Here is a 14746-nt window from a genome sequence, read left to right as displayed (position 1 = left end):
TCAGCCGGTCCGGGGTGTGTCGTCGTGGGCCAGGGACCAGACGACGAACAGGCCCAGCGCGATGCCGATGACGGCCCACCAGGGCTGGTAGGGCAGGTAGAGGAAGTTCACGACGATGCTCAGGCCCGCGAGGACGATCGCCGTCGCGCGGGCCCAGAGCTTGCCGCCGAGGACGCCCCAGCCGACGGCGAGGAGCACGAGGCCGAGGACGAGGTGGATCCAGCCCCAGGCGGTGAGGCTGAACTTGAAGGCGTAGTCGCCGACGCGGGCGTAGACGTCGTCCTCGGCGATGGCGGCGATGCCCTCGAAGACGCCCAGGAAGCCCTGGACGAAGAGCAGGACCCCGGCGAAGAGGGTGCCGCCGACGGCCCAGCCGTTGGGCCGGGGAGAGGTGGGGGCGGTGGTCACGGGAGTCTCCTTTCGTGGGATGCCGACTCTCCGCCCGGCGGCCGGCCGCGGCCATCGGGTGGGGGCCGTTCGGGTGATGACCGAGAGCAGCGCTTTCCCCTGTTTGTGCGTTTTCGTCCGCTTCAGTTAGATGCGGGGTATGGCGCATCCCGGGACGCTCATCCTGATCATGGCCATCGCGGTCCTGGCCCCCCTGCTGGCGTACGGCACCGCCCGCTGGGTCCGGGTGCCGCTGGTCATCTTCGAGATCGTGCTCGGTGTCGTCATCGGTCCCGACGTCCTGGGCTGGGCCCACCACGACCAGGTCATCGACACCCTGTCGAACCTCGGCCTGTGCATGCTGATCTTCCTCGCCGGCTACGAGATCGACTTCGGCGCCGTCGCGGGCTCCCTGCTGCGCCGCTCGCTCACCGCGTGGCTGGTCTCCCTCGCCGCCGGCCTCGGCATCGCCTTCGCGCTGACCGGCGGGCAGGCGACCAAGAGCTTCGTCATCGGCACCGCCCTCACCAGCACCGCCCTCGGCACGGTCCTGCCGATCCTGCGCGACGCGGGCGATCTGCGGGGGCGGTTCGGTACGACGGTGCTGGCGTTCGGCGCCGTCGGCGAGTTCGGGCCCGTCATCGCCATGGCGCTGCTGCTGAGCGGGCGCAGGCCCGGTGAGTCGACGGCGCTGCTGCTGGCGTTCGCGGCCGTCACCGCGCTGGCCGTGCTGCGGGCCCTCGGGCCGCGGCCCGCCTGGTTCTCCCGGCTCATCGCCAGGACCCTGCACAGCAGCGGGCAGTTCGCCGTGCGGTACGTGATGCTGCTGCTCGCCGGGATGCTCGGGCTCGCGCATGTCTTCGGCCTCGACACGCTGCTCGGCGCGTTCGCCGCCGGCGTCGTGACCCGCCTGGTCCTCAGCGGCTCCGCGCCCGAGCACAGCGCCGAAGTCCTCTCCAGGATCGAGGCGTTGGGCTTCGGCTTCCTCGTCCCCCTGTTCTTCGTCGTCACCGGCATCGACTTCGACCTCGACGCCCTCCTGCACGGCGGCTCCGCCCTCGCCCTGCTCCCGGCGTTCCTGGCCCTCTTCCTCCTGGTCCGGGGCCTGCCGGTGCTCCTCCTCTCCCCCACCGGCCTGCCACGCCGGGACCGCACCGCACTCCTCCTGCACTGCTCGACGTGCCTGCCCCTCGTCGTCGCCATCACCACCCTCGGCCTCGACGACAAGGTCATCACCACGGACGAGTCGGCGGCGCTCGTCGGGGCGGCCATGCTGTCGGTACTGCTCTTCCCGCTCCTCGCGCTGAGACTGCGCGCCGGCGGTGCCCGTCCGACCGCACGTCCGGTCCGGGAGACCGAGGACGAGGAGTGCTGGTAGACGGGGCGGCGGGTCCGAGGGCCTGCACGAAGGTGCGGGCGGCTCGCTGGGCCCTGCCCCTCACCGCCCCGCCGGGGCCGTCCGGCGGGTGGTGACCCGGGTGAGGGCGCGGGTCAGGGAGTCCGCTGTGCGGGTGAGGGTCGCTGAGCGCAGGGTGGGGAAGTCCTCGCGGACGATGCGTAGTTGGGCGTGGGACTCCTCGGCGCGGCCCAGGGAGAGGAGGACGCCGGCGAGGCGCAGGCGGGTGAGGGCGGTGCCTCTGCGGTCGTCGGGTGGTCGGGCGGTGAGGGCGTGTTCGAGGGCTCGGACGGCTTCCTGGGGGCGGCCCAGGGCGAGGAGGGTTTCGGCGCGCTGGTACTCGAAGTCGCCGCGCGCGTAGGTCTCGAAGGGCCGCATCGGTCCGTCCCCGGGGTCGCTCACCCCTCCCTCCGCCAGGAGCAGGGACCGCAGGGCCGCCCGGCCGTCGCCCCGGCTCGCCGCGGTGACCGCCAACTGGGCCCGGGCGAAGGCCCGCAGGGCACACGGCACACCGTCGGCCGCGCGGACGGCGGCACGTGCGGCGGCGTCGGCGACCTCGCGGTGGCCGAGCTGGTGCGCCTGGGCGCTGAGGGTCCGTACGGCGATCACGGCGGACTCCCGGTGCCCGGCCGTCGCGGCGAGGTTCCACGCCGCGAGGTAGCAGCGCTGGGCGGCGCCGTGCTGGAGGTCGTCGGCGTACATCCGGCCCAGCAGGAGGGCGAGTTGGGCGGCCTCGGTGGACAGGACGGCACGGCCGGGCCCCCGGGCCTCGCGCAGCTGCCGCGCCACCGCCTCGGACAGGTACGTCCGCAGCGTCGTACGCGCGAACCCGCCGCCCTGGGCCAGGAACGCCTGGGCGAAGAAGGTCACCGAACCGTGCGCCGCCCCGGTGACGGGCCCGGCACCCGGCGCGGCCTCCTCGACGGCCAGCGCGGATGTCGCGGCGGGCCGGTACGGCGTGAACGCGGCGACGTCCCTGACCAGTTCGGCGAGTTGCCGGTCGCCCGTACCCGACCGCTGTCGCGGCACGCGGCCGGCGCCCGACCCCTGCTCCGGCATCCGCCCGGCGACCGGCGCGAACCCGGCCTCCTCCGGGACGACCACCCGCCCCGTGCGCCGGCTCAACGCCTCGCACACCAGCAGGACGACACGATCGGCGGGCCGGCTCCCGGTCAGCCAGTGCGCGACGGACGTACGGTCGTAGGCGAGCCGCAGCCCGCTCTCACGCCCGACGGCGTTGACCGCGCGGGCCAGCCCGGCCTGCGTCCACCCGGTCTCCTCGACGAGGGCTCGGAGCCGGGCGTTCGGGACGCGGGACCGCGCCATCCGTTCCTCCAGATGCGGGACGGTATACGCACCTTGGTGGCGCTTTCCTCTACATGCCCCCTTTCCTCCCGTGAAACAGCGGATTCAACAGGTTCAACGCGGGTGGGACGCGAACACCGCTGTCCCGGGCGGCAGTTCCCCGCCCCCCATGGAAGAAAACGATCACCGTGTCCGCGCCCCGGGCTCTCCGGAAAGGTGTCCCCACCGTGATCGATCCCTTGTCCGAGGTCTTCGAGGCCGCTCGTTCCCGTGGACGGGCCGCACTCGTCGGCTATCTGCCCGTCGGCTTCCCCACCGTGTCCGCGTCGGTAGCGGCTCTCAAGGCAATCGCGGACCAGGGGGCCGACATCGTGGAGGTGGGGCTCCCGGAACACGAGGCGGTGTTGGACGGTCCGGTCATCCGCGCGGCCCACCGCACCGCCTTGCGGGCGGGGACCGGCCCGTCGGATCTGCTCGACGCGCTGGCGTCGCTGTCGCGCGCGGGAGTGCCGGCCGTCTGTGTGGCCTACTGGTCCGCGATCACCCGCTACGGCGCCGACCGCTTCGCCGACGGCCTGGCCGACGCCGGCTGTGCCGGCCTTCTCTGCCCGGATCTGCCGCAAGGGGCACAGGAGAGGTGGGTGGCCCGCGCCGCCGCGCGCGGTCTCGGCACGGTCCCGCTCGCGCCGCACGGGATCACGGGCGGCCGCCTGGCCGAACTCGCCGCGCTGGGCAGCGGCTTCGTGTACGCGACGGCGGGCCGGGGGCCGACCGGTGCGGCCACTCTCGTGCACGGCCTGGCGCGGAGCCATGTCGAGCGGGTACGGACCGCCGTACGGCTCCCGGTCTGTGCCGGCATCGGGATCTCCGACAGCGTGCACGCCGCCCGCGCGGCGCGTTACGCGGACGCGGTCGCCGTCGGCACCGCCTTCGTGCGACGCCTCGCCGAGGCGCCCGGTGAGCGGGAGGGCATCGAGGCGGTGGGCGGGCTGGCCCGGGACCTGGCGCGGGCCATGGCCGTACGGCACGCCATCGGCACGGGCTGACGGGGGTTCAGAGGGACGCGCCGCCGCACTGGACGAGTTGCTGGCCGGTGATCGACCCGCCATCGGGGCCGAGGAGGAACGCGGTGAGGGCGGCGACCTCGTCGGCGGTGACGAGGCGGCCCAGGGGCGGGAGCCGAGGCGGGGTGTGGGCGCGGCCGGGGTCCGTGAGCATCGGGGTGTCGGTGGGGCCGGGGGCGACGACGTTCACGGTGATGCGGCGTGGGGCGAGTTCGGCGGCCCAGGAGCGGGCGAGGGCGGGAAGGGCGGCCTTGGTGGCGGCGTACTGGCTCTTGCCCGGGACGCCGGTCGAGGTGCGGCTGCCGACGAGGACGATGCGGGCGCCGTCGGGGAGGCGGCCGGCGAGGGCGTTCACGAGGACGGTGGGCGCGTGGACGTGGACGCGCCACATCAGGTCGCCGTCGTCGGGGTCCAACTCTCCTACGGGGGCCGAGCGTTGGAAGCCGGCGGCGTGGACGACCGCGTCGGGGGCGGGGACTTCGGCGAGGAGCGGGGCGAGTGCGGCGGGGTCGGTGAGGTCGGCGTGGTGCCAGGTCAGGCCGGGTGCGGGGACGGGCGGGCGGCGGCTGAGGCCGGTGACCTGCCAGCCGTCGCGCAGGAGCCGTCGGCAGATGGCCGCGCCGATGCCCGAACTGACGCCGGTGACCAGGGCGTTGCGGGTCACGCCGGCACTGCCTCCGACAGGCGCGAGGGCGTCGGGCGTCACGCCGGCACCGCCTCCGCGAGGATCACCTCGACGCCGCGCCCCCGCAGTTCCGCCACGATCGCCGGGTCCGCGTCCGTGTCGGTGATCAGCGTCCACTCGCCGGGGAGGGTCGCCCAGGCGTGGAAGGGGCGGCGGCCGAGTTTCGCGGCGTGGGCGAGGACGTAGACCGCGTCGGCGCGGCGGGACATGAGTTCCTTCAGGCGGGTCTGGCGCAAGTCGGCCTCGCAGATGCCGCGTTCGGGCGAGATGCCGTCGGTGCCGAGGAAGACGCGGTCGAAGGTCATGCGTTCGAGGGCGGCCTCGGTGAGGGGGCCGACGAAGCCCTGGCTGAGGGGGCGCAGGGTGCCGCCGAGGCATTCGACGTGGACGGTCTCGACGTCGGCGAGTTCCTGAAGGGCCGTCAGCCCCGTGGTGGCGACGGTCAGTTCCTTCGCGGAACGCAGCTCGTGGGCGAGGGCGCCGACGGTGGAGCCCGCGTCGAGGAGGACGGTCTCCCCGGTGCGGACCTCGGCGGCGGCCCGGCGCGCGATGGCCCGCTTCGCCTCGAACGCCTCCCCGGTGCGCTGCCGCAGGGACGCCTCGGGGTGGGCGGTGAGCGGCATGGCGCCGCCGTAGGTGCGGGCGAGGCGGCCGTCGGCGGTGAGGCGGGCGAGGTCGCGGCGGATCGTGGAGGCGGTCACGCCGAAGCGTTCGGAGAGTTCCTCGACGCTGGTGAGGCCGGTCGTGGTGGCGAGGTGCAGGATCCGGTCGCGCCGGGCCTGGGAGCCGGTGGGAGACATCTGTTCGTGGGTCCTTCGTCTGCCGGTCGGTCTAGGGCCTGTGTCACACAGTCCCTCAGGGGGCCGGCACGGCCGACATCTCGGCGGCCTGGCGCAGGGCTTCGACCATGCTACCGGCCTCGGCGACGCCCTTCCCCGCGATGTCGAAGGCCGTTCCATGGTCCACGGACGTACGGATGACGGGCAGTCCGACGGTCAGGTTCACCCCCGACTCGATGCCGAGGACCTTCACCGGGCCGTGTCCCTGGTCGTGGTACATGGCGACGATCAGGTCGTAGTCGCCGCGTCCGGCGAGGAAGAACGCGGTGTCGGCGGGGAGCGGCCCGCGCGCGTCGATGCCGTCGGCGCGCAGGACCTCCAGCGCGGGGACGATCTTCTGCTCCTCCTCGCCGTAGCCGAAGAGGCCGTTCTCCCCGGCGTGCGGGTTGATGCCGCAGACGCCGATCACCGGGTTGGGGACGCCGGCGCGGACCATCGCCTCGTGGCCGCGCCGTACGGTGCGCTCCACGAGGCCGGGTTCGATGCGGTTCACGGCGTCGATGAGGCCGATGTGGGTGGTGACGTGGATGACCTTCACCTTCGGCGTGGACAGCATCATCGACACCTCGTCGACGCCGGTGAGGTGGGCGAGGAGTTCGGTGTGGCCGGGGTAGAGGTGTCCGGCGGCGTGCAGGGCCTCTTTGTTGAGGGGGGCGGTGCAGATGCCGTGGACGTCGCCCGCGAGCGCGAGGTGGGCGGCGGCCTTGACGTACTGGTAGGCGCCTTCGCCCGCGAGCGGGGACAGCCTGCCCCAGGGGAGGTCGGCGGGGAGGAGGGCGAGGTCGACGACGTTGATGCGGCCGGGCGTGAACTCGGCGTCGGCGGGCGTCTCGACGGGCACGACGGCGCAGTCGACGCCGAGGATCCCGGCGGCCTGCCGCAGCCGTCCGGCGTCGCCGATGACAACGGGGCGGCAGCGGGCGAGGGTGTCCGGGTCGAGCAGCGCGGGGACGATCACCTCGGGGCCGATGCCCGCGCCGTCTCCCATGGTCACCGCGATCAGCGGCAGCGAGCGGTCGTCGGTGGGGGTGGCGTTCACCTGGGGGTCTCCTTGGAGCGAGGTGGGGTGCAGGGCCTCGGCGATCAGCAGCAGCGAGTCGGCGGCGCCGAAGCTGCCGGGCCGGGTGACGACGTGACGGCCGTCGGGGGTGAGGGCGCGTACGGCGCCGTGGTGGATCTGGCCGAGGGGGGTGAGGTGCGGGACGCGCAGCGCGTCGAGGACCCGGCGTGCGGTCTCGCCGCCGGTGAGGACGAGGTCGGCGTCGCCGGCGTGGCCGGCGGCGAGACGGGTGAGGGCGTCCAACGCCCTGTGTGCGGCGCCGGGGCGGACGCCGTGGGTGGCATCGATGCTGAGGACGGTGACGTCGGCGGTGCTGTCCCAGCGGGGCGGCCCGTCGAGGGGGACGGCGATGTGGTGCGCGCCGCGTGCGGTGAGTTGCGCGATCTGCGCAGCGGCGGTGGGTTCGGCGGTGCCGACGACGACGAGGAGGGGGCGCCGACGGGGCCGTACCACGGGCGAAGTCCCTTGCGGGCGCAGCCGTCCGAGGGCGGCGGCCAGCCCGCCCGTCCCCACGAGCCGCGCACCGCGGGCGAGGGCCGCTACGGCGACGAGGTCGAGGTCCGTGTCCGTCTCGGCGTCGCACAGGGGGAGGCGTCCGGCGGCGATCGTCGCGTGCAGGACGTCGGCCAACTCGCCGCCCCGGACGGTCTCCAGCGGTACGACGATGCTGTCCGGCAGCAGCGAGGCCACCGATCTCGGCGCCGCCGCGCCCTCCGCGCGCCAGGCGTCGGTGGCGTGCAGGGGAACGCCGTCCAGGTGGACCACTCCCCCGCGGACCGTGCGCCCCAGCGCGGGCAGGGCCAGGGCGACGACGCTTCCGGCGCCCCGCGTGAAGGCGGCCGTCTCGGCGGCGAAGTTGCCCCGCAGCAGCGAGTCGGCCTTCTTGAACAGCAGCGTGTCCGCGGGGGCGTCGCGCAGCGCCTCGCGCACCCGCCGGGCGGCGTCGGCGGCGGTCAGGGCCCGGGTGTCGAGGTCGAGGACGACGGCCTCGCCGTCGTCCGGGTCGGTCCCTGACCCGGTCCGCGCGGGCCCGAGCACGATACGGCCCGGCAGCCCCAGCGCCATGGCGGTCTCCGCCGCCCCGGACAGGTCGTCGGCGAGGGCGAGGATCCGGCGCGGCCCCGGCACCGCGGGCATGCCGCGCACCAGTGATGACATGTCCGCCTCCTGCCCCTCGGGTCGAGGCTCACGGTGCGGCCTCGGCGGCTCGATGATGACACAGGCTGCGCGATCTGCGCGAGACCTCTTGCGCGATCCGCGCAAGCATGGAACGGTTCAGGCCGCGACAGATAGCGACGGCGCCCCCGAAGGACCACCGGACGCCGCCCCGAGCCGGTCGCCGCACCGAATTCCCCGAGAGGTCGACGATGACCCGAACCCCACCGAGTGAGACGCTCAGCCGTCGCACCCTCCTGCGCGGCTGCGCGGCGGGCGGCGCCGGTCTCGCTCTCTCCCCGCTGGCCGCCTGCGCCGGCCCGACCGGCGCTCCCGGCCCCGGCACCCTCACGCTCGGGCTGAACCGCTCGCTGGTCAGCCTCGACAACAAGCTCAACCAGTTCGACGCGGCCGTGACCGTGCAGCGGGCCGTGCGCCAGGCGCTCACCGCGATCGGCCCCGGCATGCGGCCGGAGCTGGTCCTCGCCGACCGGTTCGAGATGACCGCGCCGACCACCTGGAGCGTGCGCCTGCGCGAGGGGGTCCGCTACTCCGACGGCCGCCCGGTGACCGCGCGGGACGTGGCGACGGCCGTGCGCATGTACGGCGAGGTCGCGGGCTCGTTCGTGCTCGGGCTCTTCCCCGAGCTCCCGGAGGTCGAGGCGACCGGCGACCGTACCCTCCTCCTGCACACGAAGGCGCCGGTGCCCGTCCTGGACCGGCTGATGGCGAACATCCTCATCACCCCGGCCGCCGACAACCGCCCCGAGGAACTGCGCTCCGGCGTCGGCACCGGCCCCTACCGGGTGGCCGGCGCGAACAGCGGGGCCGGGGAGTACACGTTGGAGCGCGTCCCCGGCTACTGGGGTGCGCGGCCTCCCGTCGAGCGCGTCCGCGTGCGTTTCGTGCCGGAGGAGTCGAGCCGCGTCGTGGCGCTGCGCAGCGGCGAGTTGGACGTCATCGACACCATCACCCCTGATTCCGCCGAGCAGTTGACGGACCTGCCGGGGGTGCGCCTTGAGGAGGCGTCCGGGGTCAGGATCTGCCAGCTCTTCTACAACTTCCGCAAGCCGAAGGCCCATCCGCTGTCCGACGCGCGGGTCCGGCAGGCCCTGTCGTACGCGATCGACGGCGCCTCCCTCGTCCGGGACGTGCTGACCGGCTCGGCGGAGCAGGCCGAGGGGGTCGTGCCGCTGTCGCTCCAGGGGGCCGTGCGGACCGGGCGTTACGTCCACGACCCCGCCCGCGCGCGGCAGTTGCTCACGTCGCTCGGTGCGCAGGGGCTGCGGATCCGGATCATGTGGGAGTCCGGGGAGTTCGCGGCGGACACCTCCGTGATGGAGGCGGTCGCCGAGATGCTGAAGGACGTCGGGGTGCGGGCCTCGCTGCTCCAGTTCGAGCCGGGCGGCGACATCCTGAAGTGGCGGCAGGGCAAGGGCGGTGACTGGGACGTCATCGGCAACGGGTTCCCCGGCCCCACCGGCCAGGCCGTGACCATGCTCCAGGCCATGTACGCGGGGACGGCCGCCGACGAGCGCACGGGGGACGCCTTCATGGGGTACGTCCAGCCGTCCGTGGCCCGCCGGATCTCCGCCGCCGCCGGGGAGACCGACGCCGCCGTACGGGACCGGGGGCTCGCCGCCGCGCAGCACGCCGTGTGGGACACCTGGCCCAGCCTGTGGGCGTTCGTGCCGAAGACCCTGCTGGCCCGGCGCTCCCGCGTCGAGGGCATCGGCCTGCTCCCCGTCAACTCCTACGACCTGACCGCCGTACGGCTGGAGGGCTGAGCCGTGACGACGTACCTCCTGCGCCGCCTGGGCCAGAGTCTGCTGACCGTCTTCCTCACCGTGTCCACGGTGTTCGTGCTGGTGCGGCTCGCGCCCGGCGATCCGGCCGCCGCGTACGCCGGGCCGACCGCCACCAGCGCCGATCTCGCCCGGATCCGGGAGCAGTTCGGCCTGGACCGGCCGCTGTTCGTGCAGTACGGGATCTTCCTGCGCGACCTGCTGACCGGGGACCTCGGCACCAGCTACTCCTTCCACTCCTCCGCGCTGGACGTGGTCCTGGACCGGATGCCGTACACGATCACCCTGTCCGTCGCGGCGATCGCGGTGACCGTCGCCGTCGCCGTGCCGCTCGGGGTGTGGATGGCGCGGCGGGCCGACACCACGCGGGAGTTGGGCGCGAACGTGCTGACGATCGCCGGGCAGTCGATGCCGGACTTCTGGACCGGGGTGATGCTGCTGACGGTGTTCGCGGTCGTCCTGCCGGTGCTGCCCGCGTCCGGGTTCACCTCGTGGAGCGGGCTGATCCTGCCGACGGTCACCGTCGCGATCCTCCAGCTCGCCCTGGTCTCCCGGCTGGTGCGGCGCGAGATGACGACGGCGCTGGCGTCGCCGTACATCACCGTCGCCCGCTCGCGCGGGGTCTCGGAGCGGGCGCTGACCTGGCGGTACGCGCTCGCGAACTCGGCGGTGCCGCTCGTGACCGCGGTCGGTACGCGCTTCGCGGCGCTGCTGAACGGGGTCGTGGTCGTCGAGGTCGTCTTCGGCTGGCCGGGGGTCGGCTCCCTGGTCGTGCGCGCGCTGGAGACCCGCGACTATCCGCTGATCCAGGCGACCGTGCTGGTCACGGCGACCCTCGCGATCCTCGTCCAACTCCTCGTCGACCTCGCCTACCCGCTGCTCGACCCGCGGGTGCGACTCGGAAAGGCGGCCTGAGCCATGACCACCACCGTGGCCGGTCCGAAGCGGCCGAGCGCCGTCACCGGCCGGCATCTCGCGCGCGCCACCGCCACCCGGCAGCGGCGCAGCGCCCGCATCAAGCTGTGGGCGGGCGGCGTGTGCACCGCGCTGGTCGCCGTGCCGGTGGCGCTGGCCGGGGTGCTGCCGCTGCCCGATCCCGACGCGCAGGACCTGTCCCGGCGCCGGCTCGCCCCGTTCGGCGACGGGCATCTGTTCGGCACCGACCAGCTCGGCCGGGACCTGCTGTCGCGGCTCCTGCACGGCGGCCAGGTGTCGCTGTCCGTGGGGATCCTCGCGGTCCTCGTCTCCGGGCTGATCGGGATCGTGGCGGGGTCGGCGGCCGGGTACTTCGGCGGCTGGATCGACACGGTCGTCAGCCGGTTCCTGGAGGCCCAGCTCGCCCTGCCCCTGCTGATGATGCTGCTCCTGGTGGTCGCCCTGTTCGGGCCCTCGGTCACCGTCATCACGTGCGTGATCGCGGTCGCGCAGTGGCCGGAGGTGGCCCGGCTGACGCGGTCGCTGGTCCTCGTCGAACGGGAGAAGCCGTACGTCGCCGCCGCGCGGCTCCTCGGGCTGCGCGGCTGGTCCGTGCTGGCGCGGCACGTCGTACCGAACATCGTGCGGCCCGCGAGCCTCGTCGTCCTGCTGCTGCTCGCGCAGGCCGTGCTGCTGGAGAGCGCGCTGAGTTTCCTCGGGGCGGGGCCGCAGCGGCCGTTCGCGACCTGGGGGCGGATCATCGCCGACGGGCAGGACTACATCACCACGTCGTGGTGGCTGGTCACGCTGCCGGGGATCGTGATCGCCGTGCTCGTCGTCGGGGTGAACCTGCTCGGGGACGGGCTGCGGGACCGGGTGCGCACGAAGAAGGGGGTCTGAGCCGTGGACGCTCTGCTGGACGTCGAGGATCTCCAGATCGAGCTGGTCACCCAGCGCGGGATCGTGCGGGCCGTGGACGGCGTGAGTTTCCGCGTCGGGCACGGGGAGACGGTCACCCTCATCGGGGAGTCCGGCTCCGGGAAGTCGACCACCGCGATGGGGGTGCTGCGGCTGCTGCCCGAAGGGCTCGCGGTGCTGTCCGGTACCGCCCGGGTCGTCGGGGAGGACGTCGTCGCCGATCCTGGGGCCGCGCGGCGGGTGCGCGGGCATGCCGTGTCGCTGATCCCGCAGGATCCGATGACGGCGCTCAGTCCCGTGCACACCGTCGGACGGCAGCTCGGGGACGCCCTGCGGCTGCGGCATCCGGGGCTGTCGCGGGCCGAAGTGCGGGAGCGGGGTACGGAGTTGCTGGCGCGGGTGCGGATCACCGCGCCGGAGACCCGCTGGAAGGCGTACCCGCACCAGTTCTCCGGAGGCATGCTGCAACGCATCCTCATCGCGATCGCCCTCGCCGCCGAGCCTCGGCTGCTGGTCGCCGACGAGCCGACGTCCGCGCTGGACGCGACCGTGCAGGCGGGCGTCCTCGATCTGCTGATGGACCTTCAGGAACGGACCGGGGTGGGCATGTTGATGATCACGCACGATCTGGGGGTGGCGCGGCTCGTGTCCGACCGGATCCATGTCATGAAGGAGGGGCGGTTCGTGGAGTCGGGGGCCGCCGAGCGGGTCGTGGAGCGGCCGGAGCATCCGTACACGCGGAAGCTGCTGGCGGCGGTGCCGAGCCTGGGGCCGTGGGACGAGGACGGGCCGGACGGGGGCCCGCAGGGCGAGGGCCCGCAGGGCGAGAACCGGCCGGGTGAGGGTCGGCGGGGCGAGGGCAGTGCGGCGGCGGGGGTGGCTCGATGAGCACACCGTTTCTGGCTGTCGAGGATCTCGTCGTCGACTACCCCACCCCCGCCGGGCCCGTGCGCGCCGTCGACCATGTCGGGTTCAGCGTCCCTCGCGGGGGCTCCCTCGCGGTCGTCGGTGAGTCCGGGTGCGGGAAGTCGACCCTCGCGCGCGCCATCGTGCGGCTCCTGAAGCCCGCCGCCGGGCGGATCGTGCTGGACGGCACCGACCTCGCCGCCCTGTCCGAACGTCGGCTGCGGCCGCTGCGGCGGCGCGTGCAGATGGTCTTCCAGGATCCGTACGGCTCCCTCGACCCGCATCTGACCGCCGAGGAGACCGTCGCGGAGCCGCTGCGGCTCGCGGGCGTCAAGGACAAGGGCGAACGACGGCGGCGGGCGGCCGAGTTGCTGGACCGGGTGGGCCTGCCGGCCTCCGCTCTCCAGCGCCGGCCCGCCGAGTTCTCCGGCGGACAGCGGCAGCGCGTCGGGATCGCCCGTGCGCTCGCCTCGGGGCCCGACCTGCTGGTCTGCGACGAGGCGACGTCCGCGCTGGACGTGTCCGTGCAGGCGCAAGTGCTGGACCTGCTGCGGGAGTTGCAGGCGGAGACCGGGATCACGTACATCGTCATCGCGCACCATCTCGGGGTCGTGCGGGAGATCAGCACCGACGTCGTCGTCCTCAAGGCGGGGCGGGTCGTGGAGAGCGGGCGTACGGCCGATGTGCTGGCCTCGCCGGCCGATCCGTACACGCGGGCACTGCGGCGGGCGGCACTGGAGCCTACGGCGGTACGGGGTCGCAAGCCTCGAGTGCTGGCGGCTGCGGGGGGTGGTGCGGGCTCGGCGACGGACGGGGGGTCTGCCTCGGCAGGGGGCGCGTCCTCCGCGGCTGGCGAGGCTGGCGAGGCTGGCGAGGCCTCAACGGCGGTCGTGACCGAAACCGCCGGGTCCGACAGCGCTGTGCGGAAAGACGCCGCGTCCGAAGCTGTCGTGCCGAGAACCGCCGCGCCGGATGCCTCCGCGCCGGAGGACGCCGTCGTCGAGAGCACCGCGACCAGAGCCGCCGCAATGGAGAGCCTCGCGACCAGAGCCGCCGCACATCAAGCTGCCCCACGCGTAGCTGCCGCACCGGAGGCCGCCATGCCCGACGTCGGGGCTCCAGAAACCGCCCCGTCCCAAACCGCCCTCCCGGAAGCCCCCGTGCCCGAAGCCGCCGCCCTGGAGGGCGCCGCCACCGGAGCCGCCGCGCGGGAAGCTGCCACGCCAGCGGCCCCCGTGTCCGACGCCACCGCCCCAGAGCCCGCCCCGCACGAATCCACCGTGTCAGACCCCGCCCCACAGGAAGGAACCGGCGCGTGACCACCCTCCTCACCCTGCCGAACGTCCCCGTCCCCCTCTCCCGGCTCGTGCTCGGCACGATGACGTTCGGGGACACCGTCGACCGTGCCGGTGCCGCCGACATGCTCGCGGTGGCGCTGGACGCGGGGATCACCGGCGTGGACACCGCGAACGGGTACGCGGGCGGCGAGAGCGAGCGCATCCTCGCCGAGCTGCTGCCCGCGTACCGGGACCGGATCGTGCTCGCCACGAAGGCCGGGATCCCGCACCCCGACCAGGGCGGGCATGCGCCGCTGTCGGCCGCCGGGATGCGGGGCGCGCTGGAGGGAAGCCTCAAGCGGCTCGGCACGGATCATGTGGACCTGTTCTATCTGCACCAGCCCGACCGTTCGACACCGCTCGCCGAAACCCTCGCCACGGTCGCCGAGTTCGTGGCGGAGGGGAAGGTGCGGGCGCTGGGCGTGTCCAACTACGCGGCGTGGCAGATCGCGGAACTCGTACGCGTCGCCGACGAGGTGTACGCCCCGCGCCCCGTCGTCGCCCAGCAGCTCCACAACCTGCTCGCGCGCCGCATCGAGGAGGAGTACGTCGAGTACGCCGCCGTCACCGGGCTGCGCACGATGGTCTACAACCCGCTCGGCGGGGGCCTCCTCACCGGCCGCCACCACTTCGGACAGGCCCCGGACTCGGGCCGGTTCGCGGACTCCCGGCTCGCGGAGATGTACCGCGCCCGCTACTGGGACCAGCGCCTGTTCGACGCGGTCGCCGAACTCACCCGGATCGCCGGTGAGTCGGGCATCCCGCTCACCGAACTGGCCCTGCGCTGGCTGCTGGACCGCGACTCGACGGACGCGCTGCTCCTCGGCGGCTCGCGTACGGAACACCTGCGGGCCAACATCGCGGCGGCCGAGGCAGGTTCGCTGCCGGCCGACGTGACTGCCGCCTGTGACGCGGTCGGTGCGGCGCTGCGCGGCCCGATGCCGGCGTACAACCGCTGACCCGGCCCACGACCA

Annotated in this window: 13 protein-coding genes; 8 read left to right on the top strand and 5 right to left on the bottom strand. The window is 74.0% G+C overall.

Annotated elements, in window-relative coordinates; translation table 11 throughout:
- Entirely contained in the window at positions 1 to 408 is a 408-nt protein-coding gene (locus ACLZOT_RS27165; protein WP_416971703.1) for a hypothetical protein, read from the bottom strand.
- Positions 409 to 547: 139 nt separating this feature from the next.
- Here ACLZOT_RS27165 and ACLZOT_RS27160 point away from each other — a divergent pair, with 139 nt between their 5' ends.
- Positions 548 to 1765, top strand: a complete 1218-nt coding sequence (locus ACLZOT_RS27160) for a cation:proton antiporter (RefSeq protein ID WP_416971702.1) — start codon at positions 548 to 550, stop codon at positions 1763 to 1765.
- 60 nt (positions 1766 to 1825) lie between these two features.
- On the opposite strand, the gene ACLZOT_RS27155 is transcribed toward ACLZOT_RS27160, so the two are convergent.
- Positions 1826 to 3109, bottom strand: a complete 1284-nt coding sequence (locus tag ACLZOT_RS27155) for a hypothetical protein (protein WP_416971701.1) — start codon at positions 3107 to 3109, stop codon at positions 1826 to 1828.
- Positions 3110 to 3315: 206 nt separating this feature from the next.
- On the opposite strand from ACLZOT_RS27155, the gene trpA reads away from it, so the two are divergent.
- Positions 3316 to 4134, top strand: coding sequence for a tryptophan synthase subunit alpha (trpA, locus tag ACLZOT_RS27150; RefSeq protein ID WP_416971700.1), 819 nt, complete (start codon positions 3316 to 3318; stop codon positions 4132 to 4134).
- Between the two features lie 7 nt (positions 4135 to 4141).
- Here the strand turns inward: trpA and ACLZOT_RS27145 are convergent, their stop codons facing one another.
- The 3 genes from ACLZOT_RS27145 to pdxA are packed head-to-tail and all read right to left on the bottom strand — an operon-like array spanning position 4142 to position 7894.
- A complete protein-coding gene (locus ACLZOT_RS27145) occupies positions 4142 to 4816 on the bottom strand; it encodes an SDR family NAD(P)-dependent oxidoreductase (protein WP_416971699.1) in 675 nt (224 codons plus the stop codon).
- Between the two features lie 38 nt (positions 4817 to 4854).
- A complete protein-coding gene (locus ACLZOT_RS27140) occupies positions 4855 to 5637 on the bottom strand; it encodes a DeoR/GlpR family DNA-binding transcription regulator (RefSeq protein ID WP_416971698.1) in 783 nt (260 codons plus the stop codon).
- A 55-nt stretch (positions 5638 to 5692) separates the two neighbouring features.
- A complete protein-coding gene (pdxA, locus tag ACLZOT_RS27135; RefSeq protein ID WP_416971697.1) occupies positions 5693 to 7894 on the bottom strand; it encodes a 4-hydroxythreonine-4-phosphate dehydrogenase PdxA in 2202 nt (733 codons plus the stop codon).
- A 209-nt stretch (positions 7895 to 8103) separates the two neighbouring features.
- On the opposite strand from pdxA, the gene ACLZOT_RS27130 reads away from it, so the two are divergent.
- From ACLZOT_RS27130 to ACLZOT_RS27105, 6 genes are read left to right on the top strand one after another with little or no spacing between them, the layout of a single operon-like run.
- Positions 8104 to 9678 (top strand): ABC transporter substrate-binding protein, encoded by a 1575-nt coding sequence (locus ACLZOT_RS27130; protein WP_416971696.1) that lies wholly within the window; start codon positions 8104 to 8106, stop codon positions 9676 to 9678.
- Positions 9679 to 9681: 3 nt separating this feature from the next.
- Complete coding sequence (locus ACLZOT_RS27125) at positions 9682 to 10611, top strand: ABC transporter permease (RefSeq protein ID WP_416971695.1); 930 nt, start codon at positions 9682 to 9684, stop codon at positions 10609 to 10611.
- Between the two features lie 3 nt (positions 10612 to 10614).
- Positions 10615 to 11511 carry an ABC transporter permease gene (locus tag ACLZOT_RS27120; RefSeq protein ID WP_416971694.1) on the top strand — a complete coding sequence of 299 codons (897 nt, stop codon included), beginning with the start codon at positions 10615 to 10617 and terminating at the stop codon, positions 11509 to 11511.
- 3 nt (positions 11512 to 11514) lie between these two features.
- Complete coding sequence (locus tag ACLZOT_RS27115; RefSeq protein ID WP_416971693.1) at positions 11515 to 12417, top strand: ABC transporter ATP-binding protein; 903 nt, start codon at positions 11515 to 11517, stop codon at positions 12415 to 12417.
- Positions 12414 to 13754 carry an ATP-binding cassette domain-containing protein gene (locus tag ACLZOT_RS27110; RefSeq protein ID WP_416971692.1) on the top strand — a complete coding sequence of 447 codons (1341 nt, stop codon included), beginning with the start codon at positions 12414 to 12416 and terminating at the stop codon, positions 13752 to 13754. Before ACLZOT_RS27115 ends, ACLZOT_RS27110 begins: the two co-directional genes overlap by 4 nt.
- A complete protein-coding gene (locus ACLZOT_RS27105) occupies positions 13751 to 14731 on the top strand; it encodes an aldo/keto reductase (RefSeq protein WP_416971691.1) in 981 nt (326 codons plus the stop codon). Before ACLZOT_RS27110 ends, ACLZOT_RS27105 begins: the two co-directional genes overlap by 4 nt.
- Positions 14732 to 14746: the final 15 nt, after the last annotated feature.

It is taken from the genome of Streptomyces sp. 4F14, assembly GCF_048159485.1.
GTDB lineage: Bacteria > Actinomycetota > Actinomycetes > Streptomycetales > Streptomycetaceae > Streptomyces.
The sequence above is the reverse complement of the archived record's forward strand: the minus strand, read 5'-3'. Positions and strand labels throughout refer to the sequence as shown.

Coding starts and splice junctions, on each gene's coding strand:
- ACLZOT_RS27160 (WP_416971702.1), top strand. CDS start 548: ATGGCGCATCCCGGGACGCTCATCCTGATCATGGCCATCGCGGTCCTG.
- ACLZOT_RS27155 (WP_416971701.1), bottom strand. CDS start 3,109: ATGGCGCGGTCCCGCGTCCCGAACGCCCGGCTCCGAGCCCTCGTCGAG.
- ACLZOT_RS27140 (WP_416971698.1), bottom strand. CDS start 5,637: ATGTCTCCCACCGGCTCCCAGGCCCGGCGCGACCGGATCCTGCACCTC.
- pdxA (WP_416971697.1), bottom strand. CDS start 7,894: ATGTCATCACTGGTGCGCGGCATGCCCGCGGTGCCGGGGCCGCGCCGG.
- ACLZOT_RS27130 (WP_416971696.1), top strand. CDS start 8,104: ATGACCCGAACCCCACCGAGTGAGACGCTCAGCCGTCGCACCCTCCTG.
- ACLZOT_RS27120 (WP_416971694.1), top strand. CDS start 10,615: ATGACCACCACCGTGGCCGGTCCGAAGCGGCCGAGCGCCGTCACCGGC.
- ACLZOT_RS27110 (WP_416971692.1), top strand. CDS start 12,414: ATGAGCACACCGTTTCTGGCTGTCGAGGATCTCGTCGTCGACTACCCC.